The sequence below is a fragment of the Ideonella livida genome (genome assembly GCF_010499455.1).
Classification (GTDB): Bacteria; Pseudomonadota; Gammaproteobacteria; order Burkholderiales; family Burkholderiaceae_C; genus Ideonella; species Ideonella livida.
In genome coordinates this window covers 23,001-42,047 of sequence record NZ_JAAGOH010000035.1, presented here as the reverse complement: position 1 = coordinate 42,047, position 19,047 = coordinate 23,001, and the positions used below count along the sequence as shown (strand labels likewise).

General features: G+C 73.7%; 17 protein-coding genes. 12 read left to right on the top strand and 5 right to left on the bottom strand.

The window, feature by feature from the left end; translation table 11 throughout:
- From G3A44_RS19735 to G3A44_RS19700, 8 genes are all read left to right on the top strand, one after another.
- Positions 1-747: lipopolysaccharide biosynthesis protein (locus G3A44_RS19735; RefSeq protein ID WP_163459467.1), on the top strand; the 747-nt coding region annotated here is incomplete at its 5' end.
- Positions 744-1,874, top strand: coding sequence for a glycosyltransferase (locus G3A44_RS19730; protein WP_163459466.1), 1,131 nt, complete (start codon positions 744-746; stop codon positions 1,872-1,874). The genes G3A44_RS19735 and G3A44_RS19730, both read left to right, overlap by 4 nt.
- Positions 1,875-1,888: 14 nt before the next feature.
- Complete coding sequence (locus G3A44_RS19725; protein WP_163459465.1) at positions 1,889-3,130, top strand: glycosyltransferase family 4 protein; 1,242 nt, start codon at positions 1,889-1,891, stop codon at positions 3,128-3,130.
- Positions 3,127-3,864 carry a class I SAM-dependent methyltransferase gene (locus G3A44_RS19720; protein ID WP_310734420.1) on the top strand — a complete coding sequence of 246 codons (738 nt, stop codon included), beginning with the start codon at positions 3,127-3,129 and terminating at the stop codon, positions 3,862-3,864. The genes G3A44_RS19725 and G3A44_RS19720 overlap by 4 nt, the downstream gene beginning before the upstream one ends.
- A gap of 34 nt (positions 3,865-3,898) precedes the next feature.
- Positions 3,899-5,089, top strand: coding sequence for a DegT/DnrJ/EryC1/StrS family aminotransferase (locus G3A44_RS19715; protein ID WP_163459464.1), 1,191 nt, complete (start codon positions 3,899-3,901; stop codon positions 5,087-5,089).
- A 35-nt stretch (positions 5,090-5,124) separates the two neighbouring features.
- Entirely contained in the window at positions 5,125-5,718 is a 594-nt protein-coding gene (locus G3A44_RS19710) for a sugar transferase (protein WP_163459463.1), read from the top strand.
- 238 nt (positions 5,719-5,956) lie between these two features.
- Positions 5,957-6,703 carry a PEP-CTERM/exosortase system-associated acyltransferase gene (locus tag G3A44_RS19705; protein WP_163459462.1) on the top strand — a complete coding sequence of 249 codons (747 nt, stop codon included), beginning with the start codon at positions 5,957-5,959 and terminating at the stop codon, positions 6,701-6,703.
- On the top strand, positions 6,696-7,553 hold the full coding sequence (locus G3A44_RS19700) for a ThiF family adenylyltransferase (RefSeq protein ID WP_163459461.1): 858 nt from the start codon (positions 6,696-6,698) through the stop codon (positions 7,551-7,553). The genes G3A44_RS19705 and G3A44_RS19700 overlap by 8 nt, the downstream gene beginning before the upstream one ends.
- Here G3A44_RS19700 and G3A44_RS19695 read toward each other — a convergent pair.
- The 4 genes from G3A44_RS19695 to G3A44_RS24190 form a co-directional block, all read right to left on the bottom strand.
- Complete coding sequence (locus G3A44_RS19695) at positions 7,507-9,978, bottom strand: sensor histidine kinase (protein WP_163459460.1); 2,472 nt, start codon at positions 9,976-9,978, stop codon at positions 7,507-7,509. The genes G3A44_RS19700 and G3A44_RS19695 overlap by 47 nt on opposite strands.
- Positions 9,971-10,840, bottom strand: coding sequence for a response regulator transcription factor (locus G3A44_RS19690; protein ID WP_163459459.1), 870 nt, complete (start codon positions 10,838-10,840; stop codon positions 9,971-9,973). Before G3A44_RS19690 ends, G3A44_RS19695 begins: the two co-directional genes overlap by 8 nt.
- Before the next feature lie 157 nt (positions 10,841-10,997).
- On the bottom strand, positions 10,998-11,849 hold the full coding sequence (locus tag G3A44_RS19685) for a nucleotide-binding protein (protein WP_163459458.1): 852 nt from the start codon (positions 11,847-11,849) through the stop codon (positions 10,998-11,000).
- Between the two features lie 197 nt (positions 11,850-12,046).
- Positions 12,047-12,970 (bottom strand): AAA family ATPase, encoded by a 924-nt coding sequence (locus G3A44_RS24190; protein ID WP_163459457.1) that lies wholly within the window; start codon positions 12,968-12,970, stop codon positions 12,047-12,049.
- Between the two features lie 215 nt (positions 12,971-13,185).
- On the opposite strand from G3A44_RS24190, the gene G3A44_RS19675 reads away from it, so the two are divergent.
- The gene (locus G3A44_RS19675) at positions 13,186-15,072 is read left to right on the top strand and encodes a polysaccharide biosynthesis protein (protein ID WP_163459456.1); all 1,887 of its coding nucleotides are present in this window, start codon (positions 13,186-13,188) and stop codon (positions 15,070-15,072) included.
- Positions 15,073-15,093: 21 nt separating this feature from the next.
- Here the strand turns inward: G3A44_RS19675 and G3A44_RS19670 are convergent, their stop codons facing one another.
- On the bottom strand, positions 15,094-15,666 hold the full coding sequence (locus tag G3A44_RS19670) for a PaaI family thioesterase (RefSeq protein WP_163459455.1): 573 nt from the start codon (positions 15,664-15,666) through the stop codon (positions 15,094-15,096).
- Positions 15,667-15,742: 76 nt separating this feature from the next.
- On the opposite strand from G3A44_RS19670, the gene G3A44_RS19665 reads away from it, so the two are divergent.
- From G3A44_RS19665 to G3A44_RS19655, 3 genes are all read left to right on the top strand, one after another.
- The gene (locus G3A44_RS19665; protein ID WP_310734419.1) at positions 15,743-16,249 is read left to right on the top strand and encodes a MarR family winged helix-turn-helix transcriptional regulator; all 507 of its coding nucleotides are present in this window, start codon (positions 15,743-15,745) and stop codon (positions 16,247-16,249) included.
- A gap of 190 nt (positions 16,250-16,439) precedes the next feature.
- Positions 16,440-17,669 (top strand): glycosyltransferase, encoded by a 1,230-nt coding sequence (locus tag G3A44_RS19660; protein ID WP_163459453.1) that lies wholly within the window; start codon positions 16,440-16,442, stop codon positions 17,667-17,669.
- A gap of 90 nt (positions 17,670-17,759) precedes the next feature.
- The gene (locus G3A44_RS19655) at positions 17,760-18,944 is read left to right on the top strand and encodes a KpsE/RkpR family capsule polysaccharide export protein (RefSeq protein ID WP_239061985.1); all 1,185 of its coding nucleotides are present in this window, start codon (positions 17,760-17,762) and stop codon (positions 18,942-18,944) included.
- Positions 18,945-19,047: the final 103 nt, after the last annotated feature.

Below are 19,047 nucleotides of genomic sequence, written 5' to 3'. Positions count from 1 at the left end.
CAGCTGGCTGGCACGGCGACGGCGGCGGGCCGCCTGGCCTGGGGTCAGGGCCTGCGAGGCGTCTGGCCGCGGGGGGCGGCGGCGTGGCGGCGGCTGCGCCGGCTGGCCTGGCGTCATCGCCAGTTTCCGGCGGTCAATGCCCCGCATGCCTTTGTCAACGCCCTGCAGGACAGCCTGGCGCTGGCGGTGGTGCTGGCCCTGGCCGGGCCGGCGGCCGCCGGGCTGTTCGGCCTGACGGTGCGGGTGGTCATGGCGCCCACCAGCCTGATCGGTGGGGCACTGTCCGAGGTGTTGCTGGGCCGTGCGGCCCAGGCCGTGCGCGAGGGCGGGCCGCTGGCGCCCATGGTCCGGCGGGCCGCCGCCGTGCTGGCCCTGTGCGCGCTGCCCGTGGCCGGGGGGCTGATGCTGGCGGGCCCCGCGCTGTTTGCCCTGGCCTTCGGGCCGGACTGGCGCGAGGCCGGAGAATGGGCGCGCTGGCTGGCCCCCTGCATGGCGGGCCGCTTGGTCGTCGGACCCCTCACCGTGCTGCCCATGCTGCTTGACCGTCAACCCACCGCCATGGCCTTCAGCGTCGTCGGCAATGCCCTGTACGTGCTGGCGCTGGCCCTCACCCTGGTCGCCGGTGGCGGCATGGCCCTGGCCAGCGTGTCGATCTCGGTGGTGATGGGGCTCTACTTTGCCGCCTACCTGTGCTGGCTGCTGCGTCTGGCGCAGGCGCCGCGCCGCCGGCCGGAGTCGCGGGCATGAGCGGCGGCCCGGCCCTGGGCACGCGCCACGCCCGGCCGCTGCGCCTGGTGCTCATCGGCGACGGCTGCAGCCCGCACCTGCTCAAGTGGGTCCGGGCCCTGCAAGCCACGCAGGCGCCGGCGGTGGACCTGTGGGTGGTGTCCAGCCGCGGTTTCGATCCCGCCCTGGCCGGCTGCCTGCCTCCGGCACGCCGGCTGGACCTGGCGTCGCGCCCGCGCTTTGAGGGCGGCAACGCCGGCCTGCTGCGCACCCTGCCCACCCTGGTGCGCTGGCTGCGCCAGGTGCAGCCCGACTGGCTGGCGCCGCACTACCTCACCTCGCATGGCACGCTGGCCTGGCTGGCGGTGCGCCTGGGCGGGGTGCAGGCCCGCATCGCTGGCTCCGCCTGGGGCTCGGACATCCTGGTCACCCCCCGGCGCAGCCGCCTGATGCGGGCGCTCACCCGCCGCGTGCTGGCCGCCTGCACCCTGGCCACCAGCGACTCCCAGCACATGACCCGGCAGATGCACGGCCTGGGCGCGGGGGAGGTGCTGACCTTCCCCTTCGGCCTGGAGCAGATGCCCGAGCTGGCGGCGGTGCGCGCCGCCAAGGATGACCGGCTGTGTTTTGCCAACCGGGGGCTGGAGCCCCTCTATGCGCCGCATCGCGTGCTGGACGCCTTTGCCGCGCTGGCCGGCGTCTGGCCCGAGGCGCGGCTGGTGATGGCCCATGACGGCTCGCTGCGCGCTGCGTTGCAGGCCCGGGTGGCTGCCGACCCGCTGCTGGCCTCGCGCGTGCAGTTGGTGGGCCGCCTGGACACCGCCACCCAGGCGGGCTGGTACGCCCGGGCCCGCTGGTACTTCAGCCTGCCGCAAAGCGACTCGGTGTCGGTCTCGGTGCTGGAGGCCATGGCCCACGGCTGCATTCCCATCCTCTCGGACCTGCCGGCCAACCGTGAGCTGGTGCAGGACGGCCGCAACGGCCTGATCCTGGCCGACGGCGAGCGGCCCGGGGCCGAGCGCCTGGCCCCGCTGCAGGCGCGGGCCGAGGCCATCGCGCTGGAAGGGCACGCCTGGATCGGGCAACATGCGCTGTTTCCCGCCAGCGTGCAGGCCTATGTGCGGCGGCTGGCCGAGCTGTCGGCGTGACCGTCTGGGGCGACATGAACATCCTCTACCTCAACCACTACGCCGGCAGTCCGGCCCTGGGCATGGAGTACCGGCCCTACTACCTGGCCCGTGAATGGGTGCGGATGGGCCACGAGGTGCAGATGGTCGCGGCCACCTACTCGCATGTGCGCGCCCGCCAGCCGGTGGCCGGGCCCGAGCGAGTCGACGGCATCGACTACCTGTGGGTCGACACCCCCGCGTACCAAGGCAACGGCCTGGGCCGGGTGCGCAACATCTGGGCCTTCCTGCGCCGGGTCTGGGCCCAGGCGCCGGCGCTGGTGGCGCGCCAGCGGCCCGACATCGTCATCGCCAGCAGCACCTACCCGATGGACATCTGGGTGGCTCGACGCATCGCGCGGCTGGCCGGGGCGGTGCTGGTGCATGAGGTCCACGACCTGTGGCCGCTCTCGCCCATCGAGCTCTCGGGCATGTCGCCCGGCCACCCCTTTGCCCGCCTCTGCGCCTGGGCCGAGAAGACCGCCTGCCGCGACGCCGACCTGGTGGTCTCGATGCTGCCCAAGGTGCACCAACACATGGCAGAGCGCGGCCTGGACCTGCGCAAGCTGGCCATCGTGCCCAACGGCATCGACCCGGCCGAGTGGCAGGCGGCGCCGGCGCCGCTGCGTGAGGACGTGGCCGCCACCCTGGCGGTGGCCCGGGCCCGTGGCCACCTGGTGGTGGGCTATGCCGGCTCCATGGGGCGGCCCAACGCCCTGGACGTGCTGGTGGAGGCGGCCGACCGCCTGCGCTACGAGCCGGTGAGCTTTGTGCTGGTGGGCGACGGCCATGAGCGCGAGCGCCTGGTGGGCCGCATCCACGAGGAGTTGCTGGAGCGGGTGCACTGGCTGGCGCCCATTCCCAAGGCCCAGATCCCGGCCTTTCTGGCCGAGCTGGATGTGGCCTACATCGGCTGGCAGCGGGTGCCCATCTACCGCTTTGGCATCGCGCCCAACAAGCTGATGGACTACATGATGGCCGGCTGCACCGTGTTGCATGCGGTGGAGGCGGGCAATGACCCGGTGGCCGAGAGCGGCTGCGGCCTGACCGTGGCGCCCGAGAGCCCCGACGCCGTGGCCGACGGCCTGCGCCGCCTGAGCCACATGAGCCACCGCGAGCGCGCCGAGATGGGCCAGCGCGGCACCGCCTTTGTGCAGGCCCACCACACCTACCCGGTGCTGGCGCGGCGCTTTCTGCAGGCCTGCGAGCCGGCCCTGGCCCGGCGGCGTGCCCTGTGAGCCCGGCCCCCCTCCCAGGTCACGGCCCGGCCCATGCCCATGAGCTGGACCAGGTGGCCGAGCGCTATGCGCGCCGTGCCGCGCAGCTGCCCGCCGACCGCTACAGCCTGCTGCGGCCGGAGGTCTGGCAGATGCTGCACGAGCGCCAGCGCTGCATCTGCCAGGGCCTGGCCGCGCGGGGCTGGCAGCCGTCGCAACTGCGGGTCACCGAGGTGGGCTGCGGCGGTGGCGGCAACCTGATGGACTGGCTGCGCCTGGGGGCCCTGCCCGAAAACCTGACCGGCTGCGAGCTGCTGCCCGAGCGCCTGGAGCTGGCCCGCGCCAGCCTGCCCGGCGGTGTGCGCCTGGTGGCCGGCGACGCCACCACCCTGGACATTGCCCCGGCCAGCCAGGACGTGGTGATGCAGGCCACCGTGTTCTCCTCGCTGCTGGACGACGCGGTGCAGCAGCGCCTGGCTTTGGCCATGTGGCGCTGGGTCCGGCCGGGCGGCGCGGTGCTCTGGTACGACTTTGCCTTTGACAATCCGCGCAACCCGGATGTGCGCGGTGTGCCGCTGGTGCGGGTGCGGCAGCTGTTCCCGCAGGCCGCCCACCTGGCCGTGCGGCGCGTCACCCTGGCGCCGCCCCTGGCCCGGCGCGCCTGCGCGCTGCACCCGGCCCTCTACACCCTGCTCAACGCCGTGCCCTGGCTGCGCACCCACCGCCTGGTGTGGATCGCCAAGGGTGCAGCATGAGCATGCACTCACTTTTTATTTAATTCCCGTTGCCATGAGCGTCGACGCCAAGTTGCCCTTCCTGCCCTTTGCCCTGCCCGAGATCGGGGAGGAGGAAATCGCCGAGGTGGTGGACGCCCTGCGTTCGGGCTGGGTGACCACCGGCCCCAAGACCAAGCGCTTCGAGGCTGACTTCAGCGCCTTCCTGGCGGGGGAGGGCGGCGACCCGGCCCAGTTCCACAGCATCGCCGTCAACTCCGCCACCGCTGGCCTGCATCTGGCGCTGGAGGCCCTGGGCATCGGCCCGGGTGACGAGGTGATCACCACCACCCACACCTTCACCGCCAGTGCCGAGGTGGCGCGCTACCTGGGCGCGGACGTGAAGCTGGTGGACATCGACCCGGCCACACTGTGCATTTGCCCGGCGGCCATCGAGGCGGCCATCACGCCGCGGACCAAGGCCATCGTGCCGGTGCACTACGCCGGCCTGGCCTGCGACATGCCGGCCATCCTGGCCATCGCCCGCCGCCACGGCCTGAAGGTGGTGGAAGACGCCGCCCACGCCCTGCCCACCACCTGCGGCGGCCGGCTCGTCGGCACGCTGGACAGCGACGTCACCGTCTTCAGCTTCTACGCCAACAAGACCATCACCACCGGCGAAGGCGGCATGCTGGTCACGCGCGACGCGGCCATTGCCGCCCGTGCCAAGGTGATGCGCCTGCACGGCATCAACCGCGACGCCTTCGACCGCTTCACCGCCAAGGTGCCCAGCTGGTACTACGAGATCGTGGCGCCGGGCTTCAAGTACAACCTGACCGACATCGCCGCCGCCCTGGGCCTCCACCAGCTGCAGCGCGCCCGGGCCTTCCAAGACAAGCGCACCGCGCTGGCGGCAGCCTACGGCCAGGCGCTGGCCGGTCTGCCGCTGACCCTGCCACCCCAGCCCGCCGCGGGCGAGCTGCACGCCTGGCACCTGTACGTGGTGCAGCTGGGCGATGACGCCCCCATCGGTCGCGACGCTTTCATTGAGGCCCTGTTCGCCGAGGGCATCGGCTGCAGCGTGCACTACATCCCGCTGCACCAGCACCCCTACTGGCGCGAGCGCTACGGCCTGAAGGCTGAGGACTTCCCGGCCAGCCAGCGCGCTTTTGAGCGCATGGTCAGCCTGCCGCTGTACACCCGCATGACCGAGGCCGACGTGCAGCGCGTGGCGGCCGCCGTGCGCCGGGCCCTGGGCAAGGCCTGAGCCGGTGGTGCAGGGCAAGGGGACGGGCTAAAGCGATGGGCAAGCGCCTTTTTGACCTGCTGGGCGCTGGCATGGGCCTGCTGCTGCTGGCCGTGCCGGGCCTGCTGGTGGCCCTGGTCATCCGCCTGGATTCGCCGGGACCGGTGTTCTTCCGCCAGGAGCGGGTGGGGCGGGGCGGGCGGCCGTTCCGCATCCACAAGTTCCGCACCATGCGGGTGGACGCCGAGCGCGCCGGCCAGCTCACCGTGGGGGCCGATGCGCGCATCACCCGCGTGGGGGCCTGGCTGCGCGCGCGCCGGCTGGACGAGCTGCCGCAACTGATCGACGTGCTGCAGGGCACCATGAGCCTGGTGGGCCCGCGCCCGGAGGTGCCGCGCTATGTGGCCCATTACCCGGCCGCGCTGCGCGAGGTGGTGCTGAGCGTGCGCCCGGGCATCACCGATCCGGCCTCGCTGCAGTTCCGCCACGAGGCCGAGCAGCTGGCCGCCGCCGCCGACCCCGAGCGGGAGTACATCGAGGTCATCCTGCCGGCCAAGCTGGCCGCCGCGGCGGCCTATGCCCGCGACGCGTCGCTCTGGACCGACCTGGCCGTGGTGGCCCGCAGCCTGAAGGTGCTGCTGCGCGGCTGAGGGGACTGGCCCGGCGGCGGCGGCGTCCCCTGCGGGCGTTGGCTGGCGCCATTGCCGTTGCCAATCGACACACTTGAGGCCCCCGGTCATCGAGCGCGGGCGGCTTGCTTTCGAGCGGACGTTGCGGATGCAAGCGCCCTGCGCCGCGCGCCGGACCCCGTGACAGCATGGTCTTCAGCCCTGGACCAGCAGCTCCCGCCACCCGGGCGGTGAGGCACCAGGGACTTAGAGGCATCCCATGGACACGCGTCTGGCCACCGCCTTCAGCCACCACTTTGAACTGGTCCACGCGGGCACCGACGCCCTGCGGGCCGAAGTCTTCCGCCTGCGCTACCAGGTCTATGTGCGGGAAACCGGATTCGAGGCCCCCGCCGTGGCGGTGCCCGGTCTGCCCGCCGCCCACCAGGTGCCGGACTGGGAGCAGGACGAGTACGACAGCCGCTCGGACTTCATGCTGGTGCGCCACCGCGCCTCGGGCCGCTACCTGGCCACCGTGCGCCTGGTGCTGCCCGACCCGGACGACCCGATGGCCCTGTTCCCCATGGAGACCCATGCCCGGCTGGACCGGCCGGTGGGCGGCTGGCGGGCCCGCCAGGCCCTGGGGGAGGTGTCGCGGTTTGCCATCTCGCGGGTGCTGCGCCACCAGCTGCGCGCCAGCCTGCCCGCCGACGCCGGCGAGGTGTCGGAAGCGGCGGTGATGTCCCACGTCATCATGGGCCTGTACGGCGGCGTGATGCAGCTGGCCCACCGCCACGGCATCACCCACTGCTACTCGCTGATCGAGCCGGCGCTGATGCGGCTGGTCATGCGCCTGGGGGTGGTGTGCGAGCGCATCGGGCCGGAGACGAGTTTCCGCGGCCGGCGTGTGCCCTGCCTGACGCCGCTGCAGCCGTCCATCGAGCGCATGCGTGACCTGGGCGAGCCGTTGTGGGCCCTGGTCTCCCACCAGGGCGCCTGGGCCGAGCACCTGTATGCCCATGGCTGAGTTCCGTTACGACGAGGCCTTTTCCCGCAACCTGGGCTGGGTGACCGCTTCCGAGCAGCACCGCCTGCGCCAGGCTCGGGTGGCCCTGGCCGGCATGGGGGGCGTGGGCGGGGTGCACCTGCAGACGCTGGCGCGGCTGGGGGTGGGCCATTTCCACATCGCCGACCTCGACACCTTCGAGCTGGCCAACTTCAACCGCCAGGCCGGGGCCCTGGTCTCCACGCTGGGGCAGTCCAAGGTGGAGGTGCTGCGCCGTCAGGTGCTGGACATCAACCCTGAGGCGGAGGTCACTGTCTTTGCCCGGGGCATCCACCCCGACAACCTCGACGACTTCCTGCGCCGGGTGGATGTGTACGTGGACGGCCTGGACTTCTTCGCCTTCGGTGCGCGCCGGGCGGTGTTCTCTGCCTGCCAGGAGCTGGAGATCCCGGCGGTGACCGCAGCCCCGCTGGGCATGGGCGCGGCGCTGCTGGACTTTCTGCCCGGGAGCATGGGCTTTGAGGACTACTTTGGCCTGGAGGGCTGTGACGAGGCCGAGCAGGCGCTGCGCCTGCTGGTGGGTCTGGCCCCGGGCATGCTGCACCGCACCTACCTGGCCGACCGCAGCCGCGTGGACCTGCGGGGCCGTCGGGGGCCGTCCACCGTCATGGCCTGCCAGCTGTGCGCCGGCCTGGCCGCCACGGAGGTGCTCAAGATCGTGCTGGGTCGCGGGCCGTTGCGGCCCGCGCCGCATGGCCTGCAGGTCGACGCCTACCGCGGCCGCACGGTGCACACCTGGCGGCCCGGTGGCCACCGCCATCCGCTCACCCGGCTGGCGCTGGCGCTGGCCCGGCGCCAACTGCGGGGCTGACGGGGAGGACGGGGCTGGCGACGGCCCCGCCCGCCAGGGCCCGGCGCTGCAGGCCCTCCAGGTCCAGGTCCTGCAGCTGCGCGTCCAGCGCGGGGTCCTGTACCACCAGGGGGGCATGGCGGGCGCGCCAGTCGTCCAGGGCGCTCAGGTCGCCCTGGCGGGCCGCCTGCAGCAGGGCGTTCCAGTCGGGCGGGGGGATGGCGGCGGGGGGCGCCCCGGGCAGGGGGGGCTGCAGCGCACGAGGCGGTGGAGGCGGGGGCGGGGGAGCGGTGCCGTCGCCCGCGGCCGGCGGGCTGGGCAGCGGCACCGTCCACAAGGTGAAGGCGAACACGCTGCCGGTGGCCGGGTCGCTGCGGATCTCCAGCCGGGTTTGCATCAGGGCCAGCAACTGGCGGGCGATGCCCAGTCCCAGCCCCAGGCCCAGGCCGGCGCCCTCGGTCTGGACCGGCCGGTCGGCGGCATGGGCCTGGTCCGGCGTTGGCGCCGCCCCGGTGCCCAGCAGGCGGGCCACCGCGGCCGGGCTCAGGCCGGGGCCCGCGTCCTCCACCTCGAAAGCCACCCCCAGGCGTGGCGCCTCCAGGGCCAGGGCCGGGGCCGGGCGCAACCGGGCCCGCAGCACCACCGGCCCCTGCGGGGTGTGGCGCAGGGCGTTGTCCACCAGGATGTCCAGCACCTGCAGCACGCGCTCCCCGTCCAGGGCCACCCAGTCGGGCAGGTCGGCGTCCCAGTCAAAACGCAGCGTGCGGCGGTGGCGGCGGGCCATCCAGGCGGTCTGCGACTGCAGGGTCTGCCACAGCGCGGGCAGCAGCACCGGCTCCAGGCGCACCTGCAGCCGGGCATGGCCCAGCCGGTTGAAGGCGATCAGGTCGCCGATGCGGCGCGCAAGCTGCCGGCTGGCGTCCTGCGCCACCCCCAGCGCTTGTGCGGTCTCCGCCGGCGCCTCGGCCTGCCGGGCCAGCTCCAGGTAGCCCAGCAGCAGGTGGGTGGGGGCGCTGAGCTCGTGGCTGACCTTGGCCAGGAAGTCGGTCTTGTCCTGGGCGGCCTGGCGCGACGCGTCCAGTGCCGCCGCCAGCTGGGCGGTGCGCTCGTGCACCTGCTCCTGCAGGCGCTGCTTCTGGGCGGCGTCGTCGGCCCGCCGCCGCGCCTGGGACTGGTAGCCGTTGACGATGAGGTGCGCCGCCGCGCCCACGTACAGCACCAGCAGGGCCACCATGGGGGCCACCGGCGAGCGCGGGTCGCGCAGGGCCTCCAGCGCCGGTGTGCTGCCCGGCAGCCCGCCCGGCGGCAGCCCCTGCAGGGCGCAGGCCAGCAGGCCCACCAGCACCAGGGCGGCCAGCCCATCGCCCCGCATCACCATCCACAGCGCGGTCGGCATCAGGATCAGCCAGGCGCTCCAGCGCAGCGTGTCCAGCAGCCCATTGAAGCTGTCGTGGATGGCGCCGCTGAGGGCCCGCGCCACCAGCAGCGCCCCCACAGCGAGCAGCAGTGCCTGGCAGGCCGGCGCCAGCCAGGCCGGTAGGCGCTGCCGGCTGACCAGGGCCAGGTAGCTCCACGCCACCCCGATGCCCAGGGCCAGCTCCAGCCCCATCAGGTTGGGCAGGTGGTCGGCCAGCCGGTGGGCCGTGGCCGGCGACAGCAGCAGGCCGGCATGGCCCTGCAGCTGGAACTGCACCGTGCCCAGCACCACCAGCTGCAGGCCCATCATCACCGGTGCCAGGCGCAGCAGCAGCAGGCCGGTGGTCAGGCAGACCAGGCAGAGCATGAGGGCACAGCCCATCAGCAGCTGGTTGCGCAGCTCCAGCGGAAAGGTGCGCGTGGCGAACTCCGCCGGGTCCAGCAGACGCAGGTCCAGGCGCCCCGCGGCCCGGGTGCCGCCGATCTCCAGCAGCACCTCGGTCTCCTGGCCGGCGGCCACGGGCACCGTGACCACATGCTGGGGCAGTGGCAGGTCGCGCTGGGTGGCGGTCAGGCGGTTGCCGGTGCGGCGCAGCGTCCACCGGCCTTGGCCGTCGGGCACATGGACCCGCACCTCATGGATGGCATTGGGCGTGACCCACAGCCAGGGCGGCGAGCTCAACTCATGGCGCAGCCGCACCTTCAGCCACAGTGTGCTGCGGTTGGTGGAGGTGGCCTGCAGGTCCACCGGCAGGCTGACCGGCCGCCAGCCGGGCCACCAGGCCATGATCTGCGGGTGGGCGTCGGCATTGGCCATCACCATCTCCAGCCGCTCCACCCCCAGGATCTGTGCCTTGGGCACCGTCAGCAGCGCGTCCTCCGGCACGGCCAGCGCGCTGCGCAACCCGATCTGGTCGATGAGCCCCACCGCCACCAGCACGAGCAGCAGCTGGAACAGCCGGGTGCGCAGCCAGGGCGGTGGCGCCAGGGGCAGACAGGCGCGGCGGGCGCTCGCGCGGGTTTCAGTCATCGGAGGTGCAGATCGGATCCTGCATGCCCTCCGGCAGGGCCAGCCCGCCGCTGGCGCGGTAGGCGCTGGGGGTCATGCCGCTGCGCTGCCGGAAGGAGTAGGTGAAGGCGGCCTGGGTGGCAAAGCCGGTGCGCGCGGCGACCTGCGCGATGGTCAGGTCGGTGTGCAGCAGCAGGCGGCAGCCTTCGGCAAAGCGCTCGGCGCGCAGGTACTCGAACACCGCCAGCCCGGTGTGGGCGCGGAACAGGTCGGTCAGTCGCCGGGGGTTGGTGCCCACCGCATGGGCCAGCGCCGTCAGGTCGAACGGGTCGGCCAGGTGCTCACGCATCAGTGCCTGGGCCTTGGTCACCAGGCGCAGCCCGCGCTGGGTGGCGGGCGCCTCGGCCGCTGTTGTGGGTGGAGTCGGGGGCTGGGGCGGCACCGGGGCGGTGGTGGCCGGCGCCGGTACGCCGGCGGCCGCATGCCCGGCCGGTCCGGCCTGCAGCCCGCGGCGCACATGCACCCGCAGCCGCGCTGCCAGCTCGGGGGCCGAGAAGGGCTTGACCACATAGTCCACCGCGCCGGCACGGAAGGCGTCAAGCTTGTCCGGCAGGGCCGAGGAGCCGGTGAGGAACAGGATGGGGATCTCGGCCAGGCGCGGGTCGCCGGCCATCAGCCGTGCGGTGGCATGTCCATCCAGCCCCGGCATCATCAGGTCCATCAGGATGGCGGCGGGCCGGTGCTCCACCGCACGCTGGAAGGCCTCCGTCCCGTTGCGGGCGGCCAGAAAACGGTAGCCCTCGTCCTTCAGCATCTGGGCCAGCAGGCGAATGGCGCGGGGATCGTCGTCCACGATGAGGATGGGTGCGGGCGCAAGGGTCATGGCGGGCCCCTGGCGGTGGCGGGGGGCGTGGCAGAGGGCTGACAAGGTGAAGCCGGGATTGTCCTGTCCGCGCCACGGGCAGGCGGAGTCCCCGGGGCCGGGGTTTGTCGACGGCGGGAGAGGTCTTGTCGATCGCCGGTGCCGGCCGCTGGCGGGTTCAGCGGCCCCGGCGGCTGCTGAAGCGCAGCGACAAGAGCTCAGGCAGGATGCCCAGCACCCGCTGCAGTGCGGGCACGTTGCCCAGCGGCGGGGGCGGGCTCTCCAGCGGGTCCAGCCGCGAGGCGGGACCCTCGCTCCCGGGGCGGGGCGCGCGGGCGGGCAGGGCCCGCAGCGGCCGCTCGGCGCGGCGTTCCGCCTCGCAGGCCTGGCGCCAGACCTCCAGCTGCGCGGTCACTGGTGCCCACTGGGGCAGGTCGGTCAGTCGCACCGGCGAGGCGCTCATGTCAAACAGCGTCAGGCCCCGCTCCAGGCAGCGCTGATAGGCCGGGTGCTCACGCAGCTGGCCCAGCAGCGGCAGCCCGGCCTGGTCGGCAAAGGCCTGCAAGGTCTCGGCCTCGGCGGTCTGGGGATGCAGGCGCAGGCCCACGGCACCCAGCCGGCAGCGCCCCTGGGCCACCCGGGGCAGGCCGCGCAGTTCGGCCAGGCACTGCAGGGTGGCGTCGCGGTCGAAGAGCGAGGCGCTCAACGGCAGCAGCACCACGTCGGCCGCCAGGGCCACCCGCGCCAGCTCCAGGCCACGCAGGCCGCCGGGGGTGTCCAGCACCACATGGCTGGCGTCGGGCGGGGGGCGCAGCACATGCTGCGGGTCGGCCACCCAGCTGGCAATGGGAGGCACCTTGCGCGGCGGGTGCTGGGCCCGCAGCCGCAGCCACTGGCGGCTGGACTGCTGCCGGTCCACATCGCCCAGCATGACCGCGGCCCCCTGCCGCGCGAAGTGGGCGGCCAGGTGGGTGGCCAGGGTGCTCTTGCCGCAGCCGCCCTTGCGGTTGACGATGGCGATGGTGAACATCGGCGCGTTCTGCTCCGCGCCCGCCAGCGTCGCGGACGCAACGAGTTACAACTTGTCGCGAACGCGCATCTTACGGTGGTGCTGCGCCGTCGCCCACCGGCAAGACCCGCAGACGGCCAGGGCCAACGGGCGGGCGGGGCGATGGCCGGCGCGGCCCATGACTGGCCACCGGCGGGGCGGCGGCCTGCCCGCCGCGCTCAGGCGATGTCGGGCGTGGGCAGGCCGGCGGGGCAGACCAGCTGGCGCAGGGCGCCGGCCGGGTTCAGGGCCGGGGTCTGGCGCAGCAGGCGGGCCGGGATGACGGGCTCGGCCACCGCGGCCATGGCCAGCGGCGCGGCCGGGTGGGGGGCCGCCGGTGTCCGGTGGAGTGTGGGCAGGGGCGCCGAGGCGCGGGTGGGCAGGGCGGCGGGGCGCAGCGGGCGCACGGGGGGCGCCGGGGCGTCGTCGGCCGGGACGGGCAGGTCCTGCAGCAGGCGCTGCAGCAGGGCGGCGCAGTCCTGCCGGTCTCGGGGGCTGGCCAGGGCGGCAGGTGCGGCCTCGTCCAGCAGGCACAGGCCCTGGTCGGCCAGGCGGCCCAGGCGGCGGTGGTGGCGCAGGCCCCCCAGCCAGGGCAGGCCCTGGTCTTGTGCCCAGCCGGCCAGGCCAGCGGGGGGGGCCGCGTCATCCGCGTCGTCGTTGTCCTCGCCCACTTCCAGGGCCGCCAGGCGGCAGCGCTGCTGGGCCACCCGCGGCAGGCGCCGCAGCTCGGCCACAGTGTCCTCGGCCGCCAGGCGGTCGAAGAGGGCGTCGCGCACCGGCACCACCACCAAGTCGGCGGCCATCACGATGCGCGCCAGTTCCAGGGCGTCCAGGCCCGCGGGAGTGTCCAGCACCAGGTGGGAGGCGCCCCCCTGGGGGCGCGAGAACTGGCGGGCGCTGTGGCTGACGCAGCGCAGCTGCCGTGGCCGGGCGTGGCCGGCGGATTCGCGCCGCCGCATCCAGGCGGTGGCCGACTGCTGCGGGTCCAGGTCGCACAGCTGCACGCTGGCCTGGGGCAGGGTTGAGAGGTGCACGGCCAGATGGGTGGCCAGGGTGCTCTTTCCACAACCGCCCTTGCGGTTGACCACGGCGATGACGAACATGACCAACGACTGCCTTGTAGGGTTTGTTTTTGTTACCCAATCTCACGATCTTAATCTGGGTCATGTCTTGCGGACATGTCTGCGGGAGTGGTTTTTTCCCTTGATTGCAGAGGACTTGCACCAGATCAGGGACTGTGCGCGCAGGACGGTGCGTGACACCGGTTCCGCGGGTGGGTGACAGCCCTGTTGCACAATCCGGGCCCGCTGTCCGCACCATGTCCGACTCCCCCACCTTCTGGCACCGCCTAGACCGTTTCCTGGCCCGGCTGCGTCCCCATCGGGAGCCCCTGTCGCTGGCCCTGGACGCCTGGGTGGTGCTGGCCGCCTGGCATGCCACCTACCTGTTCCGCCTGGGCTTTGAGCGTTGGCTCAGCGCCCGGCCGGACTACGACGTCTGGGTGCAGGTGGGCGTGGTGCTGGCCTATGCCCTGGCCTTTGCCCTGCTGCGGGTGCCGCAGGCCATGTGGCGCTTTTCCGGTTTTGGCGAGATCAAGCGCCTGACGCTGGCCTGCCTGGGCGCCGGCCTGGTGTGCGGCGCGGTGGTCATGGGCTTGCAGCTCTACAAGGTGCCGCGGGCGGTGCTGGCCCTGCACCCGCTGGTGGCGCTGGCGGGGGTGTGCGGCATGCGGCTGGCCTTCCGCGCGCTGTATGAGCATGGCCGTGCCCGCATCACCGGGGGGCAGGCCGAGGTGCGCCGTGCCCTGGTGCTGGGCGCGGGCGAAGCCGCGCGCCGGCTGCTGGCCGGCATCCACCAGCAAGGCTGGGTGGTGCTGGGCCTGCTGGACGACGATCCCGCCAAGCAGGGCGCGCGCATCGCCGGCCTGCCGGTGCTGGGCCCGCTGCAGGCGGTGCTGGACAAAGGGGTGCGCGGCGCCGCCACCCACTTGATCATCGCCTTGCCCTCGGCCAGCGCCGCCCGCCGCCGCCAGGTGGTGGAGCTGGCCGGTCAGACCCGCCTGCCGGTGCTCACCGTGCCCAGCGCCGAGGAGCTGCGCGACGGCAGCGCGCAGGTGGCCGGCGTGCGCGACATCGAGCCCGAGGACCTGCTGGGCCGCGAGGCCGTGCAGCTCGATGAGGCCGGCATGGCCGAGGTGCTGTGCGGCAAGACGGTGCTCATCACCGGCGCCGGCGGCAGCATCGGCAGCGAGCTGTGCCGCCAGGTGGCCCGCTTTGCGCCGGCGCGGCTGGTGCTCTACGAGCTGTCCGAGTTCAACCTCTACGCGGTGGAACAGGCGCTGGGCCAGCAGTTTCCCGGCCTGCCGCTGGTGCGGCTGGTGGGCGATGTGCGTGACGCGGACCACCTGCGCGCCACCTTCAGCCGCTGGCGGCCGCAGGTGGTCTTCCATGCCGCGGCTTACAAGCATGTGCCGCTGATGGAGGAGCACAACGCCTTCTCGGCGTTGCGCAACAACACCGTGGGCACCTGGCAGGCGGCCCGTGCCGCGGCCGAGGCCGGAGCCGAGCGCTTTGTGCTCATCTCCACCGACAAGGCCGTCAACCCCACCAACGTGATGGGCGCCACCAAGCGCGCGGCGGAGATGATGGTGTCGTCGCTGGTGGAGCCGTTCCCGGCCACCCGCTTCATGGCGGTGCGCTTTGGCAATGTGCTGGGTTCCTCGGGCAGCGTGATCCCGAAGTTCAAGGAACAGATTGCCCGCGGCGGCCCGGTCACGGTGACCCACCCGGACATCATCCGCTACTTCATGACCATCCCCGAGGCCGCGCGCCTGGTGCTGCAGGCTGCGGCCATCGGCGCCAGCGGCCAGGTGCTGGTGCTGGACATGGGCGAGCCGGTGAGGATCGTGGACCTGGCCCGCACCATGATCCGCCTGTCGGGCCACAGCGAGCAGGACATCCCCATCGTCTTCAGCGGCCTGCGCCCCGGCGAGAAGCTCTACGAGGAGCTGCTGGCCGATGCCGACGCCACCCTGCCCACGGCGGTGCCGCGCCTGCGCATCGCACGGCTGCAGGCCTCGGCCCCCCGGCTGACGGTGCAGGCCTGGCTGGCCCCGCTGCTGGCCGACACGCAGGGCCTGGACGATGAGCGGGTGCGCGCCTGCCTGCAGGCGCTGGTGCCCGAGTACCGCCCCGCCCGCCACTGAAAGTGCCGTGGCGGCCGCGCTTCAGGCCGGTCGGGCGTCGAACACCAGGCAGGTGGTGCTCGCATGGGCATAGAGCTGGCCGTCCGGGCCGTAGAGCCGGCCCTCGGCGGTGGCCACCTGGCGGCCGGGGTGCACTACCACCCCTTCGGCCCGCACCAGGGGCACGCGGTCGGTCAGCGCCCGCACGATGTTGAGCTTGAGCTCCAGTGTGGTGTAGAGCTTGCCCGCGGGCAGCAGGGTGTGCACCGCGCAGGCCACCGCACTGTCGAGCAGGGTGGCGAACCAGCCGCCGTGCACCGTGCCCAGCGGGTTGTAGTGCTGGCGGCCGGGCCGACCCTGGAAGACCGCCCGGCCGGGCTCCACCTCCACCGGCAGGAAGTCGAGCAGGTGGCCGATGGGCGCGCTGGGCAGCTCGCCGCGGAACATGGCCTCGAACAGTGCCATGCCGGTCTTGTCGCGGGCCTGCTCGGGGTGGACGGCGCCGGCCGGTCCCAGGCGGGTGCGTACCTCGTCGGCACGGGCTTGCCAGCGGGCCAGCACCCCCTCGGGGGATTCGGTGGGCGGGGCGGAAAACTGTGGGCGGTCTGCGGGCATGATGCGGGGGGCCGGTCGGCCAAGCGGTGTAGGTGCAATGATTGTAGGTACAATGAAATACAGGTCGATCACCCAGGTGACACCCCCTGTCGCCCCCGAGGCCGCCAGGGCCGTGCCGCGCGGCTGCACCAACCTCAAGCTGCGCCAGCTCACCCGCCTGGTGGGCCGGCACTACGACGCCGTGGTCGGTCAGGCCACCGGGCTCAAGGGCACGCAGTACTCCTTGCTCACCGCCATCGACAAGCGGGGGCCCGTCAAGCCGGCGGAGGTGGCGGCGCTGCTGAGCCTGGACCCGTCCACCCTCTCCCGCAACCTGGCCCGCCTGGTCGAGGCCGGCTGGGTGCTGCAGGGGCCGGGGGCCGACCAGCGCTCGCGCCTGCTCACCCTCACGCCCGCCGGACAGGCGCTGCGTGAGCAAGGTCGCCAGGCCTGGAAGGCGGCGCAACTGGCGCTCAACGCCCGCCTGGGCGAAGCCCGCGTGGCCGCCCTGCACCAGTTGCTGGACGAGGCCCTGGACCTGATGGCTGAGGACGCCGGCCCGCGCCCGCTGGCCGGCGGCGAGGCGGCCGACGACCCGGGCTGAGCCGGCTGGTCCGCGGGTCTGGGCGGTGGGGCCGCGGGTTATCCGGCGATGGCCCGGCCGGGCCGGGACCAACATCCCGGGCGTGAACGCGCCAACGCTGCTGTCTCCCCCGCCGGCCCCGGACCCCCTGGTGGGGGCTCGCGCGCGTGCGCCCGACCGGGCCGTGCCACGGCCCCCAGCGCCCGACGCCGTGTCCCGCCTTCCCCTGGCAGGGCGGCGGGTGGTGCACTGGGCCAAGTTCTACCCCCCCCACCGGGGCGGCATGGAGAGCGTCGCTGCGGCGCTGGCCCAGGCCGCCTGCCAGGATGGCGCGTCGGTCGAGGTGGTCGCCTTCGACCCCGCGCGGCGGCCGGCTGCTGCGCCACCCGCAGACGGTCTGCCTGCCCCGCGGGTGCTGCGCTGCCCGGTGCGCTGGGCGCTGGCCTCCCAGCCCCTGTCCTGGCGCTACCTCTGGCGCGCCTGGCGCACGGCGCGCCAGGCCTCCCTGGTTCACCTGCATGCGCCCAACATGCTGGCGCTGCTGCCCGCCTTGCTGCTGCCGCGCCAGGGGCCCGGCCGGGTGCCGCTGGTGGTGCATTGGCATTCGGACGTGGTGGACAAGGGCTGGCTCGGCCGGCTGGTGGCGCCGCTGGAGCGGGCCTTGCTGCGCCGCGCCGACCGGGTCATCGTCACCTCCGCGCCCTATGCCCAGGGCTCGCTGCGCCTGCGGCAGGTGCGCGGCCTGCGCGAGCGCCAGCGGGTGGTGCCCATTGGCGTGGCGGCCCCCGGGGCCGGCCGGGCGTCGCCGGACCCGGGCGATGGCGCCGCCACCCTGGCCGGCGTGCAGGACTGGCTGGCCGGCCGCCGCCTGCTGCTGGCCCTCGGCCGGCTGGTGCCCTACAAGGGTTTCGAGGTGCTGCTGCAGGCCCTGACCCGGGTCGATCCGCGGGCCGCCCTGGTGCTGGTGGGGCAGGGGCCGCAGGCCGATGCGCTGCAGGCCCAGGTCCAGGCCCTGGGTCTGGCCGACCGGGTGCGCCTGCTGCCGGAGGTGGACGACGCCGGGCGCGACGCCCTGCTGTCGGCCGCCCAGGTCTTCTGCCTGCCTTCGGTGGCGCGGGCCGAGGCCTTTGGCGTGGTGCTGGTCGAGGCCATGGCCCACGGTGTGCCGGTGGTGGCCACCCACATCCCGGGCTCGGGCGTGCCCTGGGTCAACCAGCACATGGTCAGCGGCCTGAACGTGCCCCCGGGCGATGCGGCCGCCCTGGCCGCCGCCCTCAACCAGCTGCTGGCCGACGAGCCGCTGCGCCGGCACCTGGCCCAGGGCGCCCGCCAGCGTCACCAGGAGGCCTTCAGCCAGGCCCGGGCCTGGGCCGCCACCCTGGCGGTGTACCGTGAAGTGCTGCCGGAAAACGCCGGTATTCGCCCTGTTCTTCCGGCTTAAGCCGCCGGGTCCGCCCCTCAACAATCCCCGGCAAGGGTGTGAAGTGCCACATCCGTCACGAAGTTCAAGGGGTTGGGCGCGATCATGGACATGGCGGTGCAGGAACCCGTGGCGCAGGCCGCGGCACAAGGCGGCGGCCCTGCCGTCACCCCGGTGCCGGGCTGGCGTGAGCGTTGGGCGCGCAGGTGGCGCCGCCGGCCCTCACGGCTGTTCCTGGCCACCGTGGTGCTGCCCACCGCGCTGGCCGCGGGCTACTACGGTCTGCTGGCCTCTGACGTCTACGTGGTGGAGTCGCGCTTTGTGGTGCGTGCGCCGCAGGGGGCTCCGGCCACCGGCCTGGGGGCCCTGCTGCAGGGCACGGGCTTTGGCCGTGCGCAGGACGACACCTACGCGGTGCACGACTACATCCGCTCGCGCGACGCCATGCGCCTGCTGCAGCCTCAGGTGGACCTGCGCGCCGCCTATGAAGACGCCGGCATCGACCGGCTCAGCCGCTTTCCCGGCTGGGACCGTGACCGCAGCGACGAGGCCCTGTACCTGCACCACCTGCGTCACCTGCAAATTGATTACGACTCCGCCTCCTCCATCACCACCCTGACGGTGCGCGCTTACGGGGCCGACCAGGCCCGGGCGGTCAACGAGGCCCTGCTGCGTCTGTCCGAGGCGCTGCTGGACCGCCTCAATGACCGCAGCCGGCAGGACCTGATCGCCGTGGCCCGCCGTGAGGTGCAGGAGGCCGAGGCCGCCGCTGCTGCCGCCGCCGCCGCGCTGACCGACTTCCGCAGCCGCGGTCAGGTGATGGACGTGGCCGGCCAGAGCGCCCTGCAGTTGCAGACCGTGGCCCGGCTGGAGGAGGAGCTGCGCCTGGCCCAGGCCCAGCGCGACCAGGTGCAGCGCCTGTCGCCGGGCAATCCGCAGCTCGCCACCTTGCAGGCGCGCATCGACGCCCTGCGCGCCGACCTGACGCGGGAGAACGCCCGCCTGACCGGGCGCGAGGGCTCGCTCAACGCCAAGAGCGGGCAGCTCGCCCGTCTCACCCTGGCCAAGGAGCTGGCCGACAAGCAACTGGCGGCCCGCCTGGCCGAGCTCGACAGCGCCCGGGGCGAGGCCCGCCGCAAGCACCTCTACCTGGAGCGCCTGGTGGAGCCGCACCGGCCCGACCAGGCCATGGAGCCGCGGCGCCTGCGCGCGGCGTTCACCGTTTTCGTGCTGGGCCTGCTGGCCTGGGGCGTGCTGGGCCTGGCCCTGGCCGCCGTGCGCGAGCATGCCGACTGAGCCGGGAGCCGCCGCCATGTCCCCCGCCATGCCCGCCCACCCCGCCGTGCCGGGCGCGCCCACGCCCGTTCTCGGCCGTTCCCGTCGCCCGGTGCCTTGCGGC

Coding starts and splice junctions, on each gene's coding strand:
- G3A44_RS19730 (WP_163459466.1), top strand. CDS start 744: ATGAGCGGCGGCCCGGCCCTGGGCACGCGCCACGCCCGGCCGCTGCGC.
- G3A44_RS19725 (WP_163459465.1), top strand. CDS start 1,889: ATGAACATCCTCTACCTCAACCACTACGCCGGCAGTCCGGCCCTGGGC.
- G3A44_RS19715 (WP_163459464.1), top strand. CDS start 3,899: ATGAGCGTCGACGCCAAGTTGCCCTTCCTGCCCTTTGCCCTGCCCGAG.
- G3A44_RS19710 (WP_163459463.1), top strand. CDS start 5,125: ATGGGCAAGCGCCTTTTTGACCTGCTGGGCGCTGGCATGGGCCTGCTG.
- G3A44_RS19705 (WP_163459462.1), top strand. CDS start 5,957: ATGGACACGCGTCTGGCCACCGCCTTCAGCCACCACTTTGAACTGGTC.
- G3A44_RS19700 (WP_163459461.1), top strand. CDS start 6,696: ATGGCTGAGTTCCGTTACGACGAGGCCTTTTCCCGCAACCTGGGCTGG.
- G3A44_RS19695 (WP_163459460.1), bottom strand. CDS start 9,978: ATGACTGAAACCCGCGCGAGCGCCCGCCGCGCCTGTCTGCCCCTGGCG.
- G3A44_RS19690 (WP_163459459.1), bottom strand. CDS start 10,840: ATGACCCTTGCGCCCGCACCCATCCTCATCGTGGACGACGATCCCCGC.
- G3A44_RS19685 (WP_163459458.1), bottom strand. CDS start 11,849: ATGTTCACCATCGCCATCGTCAACCGCAAGGGCGGCTGCGGCAAGAGC.
- G3A44_RS24190 (WP_163459457.1), bottom strand. CDS start 12,970: ATGTTCGTCATCGCCGTGGTCAACCGCAAGGGCGGTTGTGGAAAGAGC.
- G3A44_RS19675 (WP_163459456.1), top strand. CDS start 13,186: ATGTCCGACTCCCCCACCTTCTGGCACCGCCTAGACCGTTTCCTGGCC.
- G3A44_RS19670 (WP_163459455.1), bottom strand. CDS start 15,666: ATGCCCGCAGACCGCCCACAGTTTTCCGCCCCGCCCACCGAATCCCCC.
- G3A44_RS19655 (WP_239061985.1), top strand. CDS start 17,760: ATGGCGGTGCAGGAACCCGTGGCGCAGGCCGCGGCACAAGGCGGCGGC.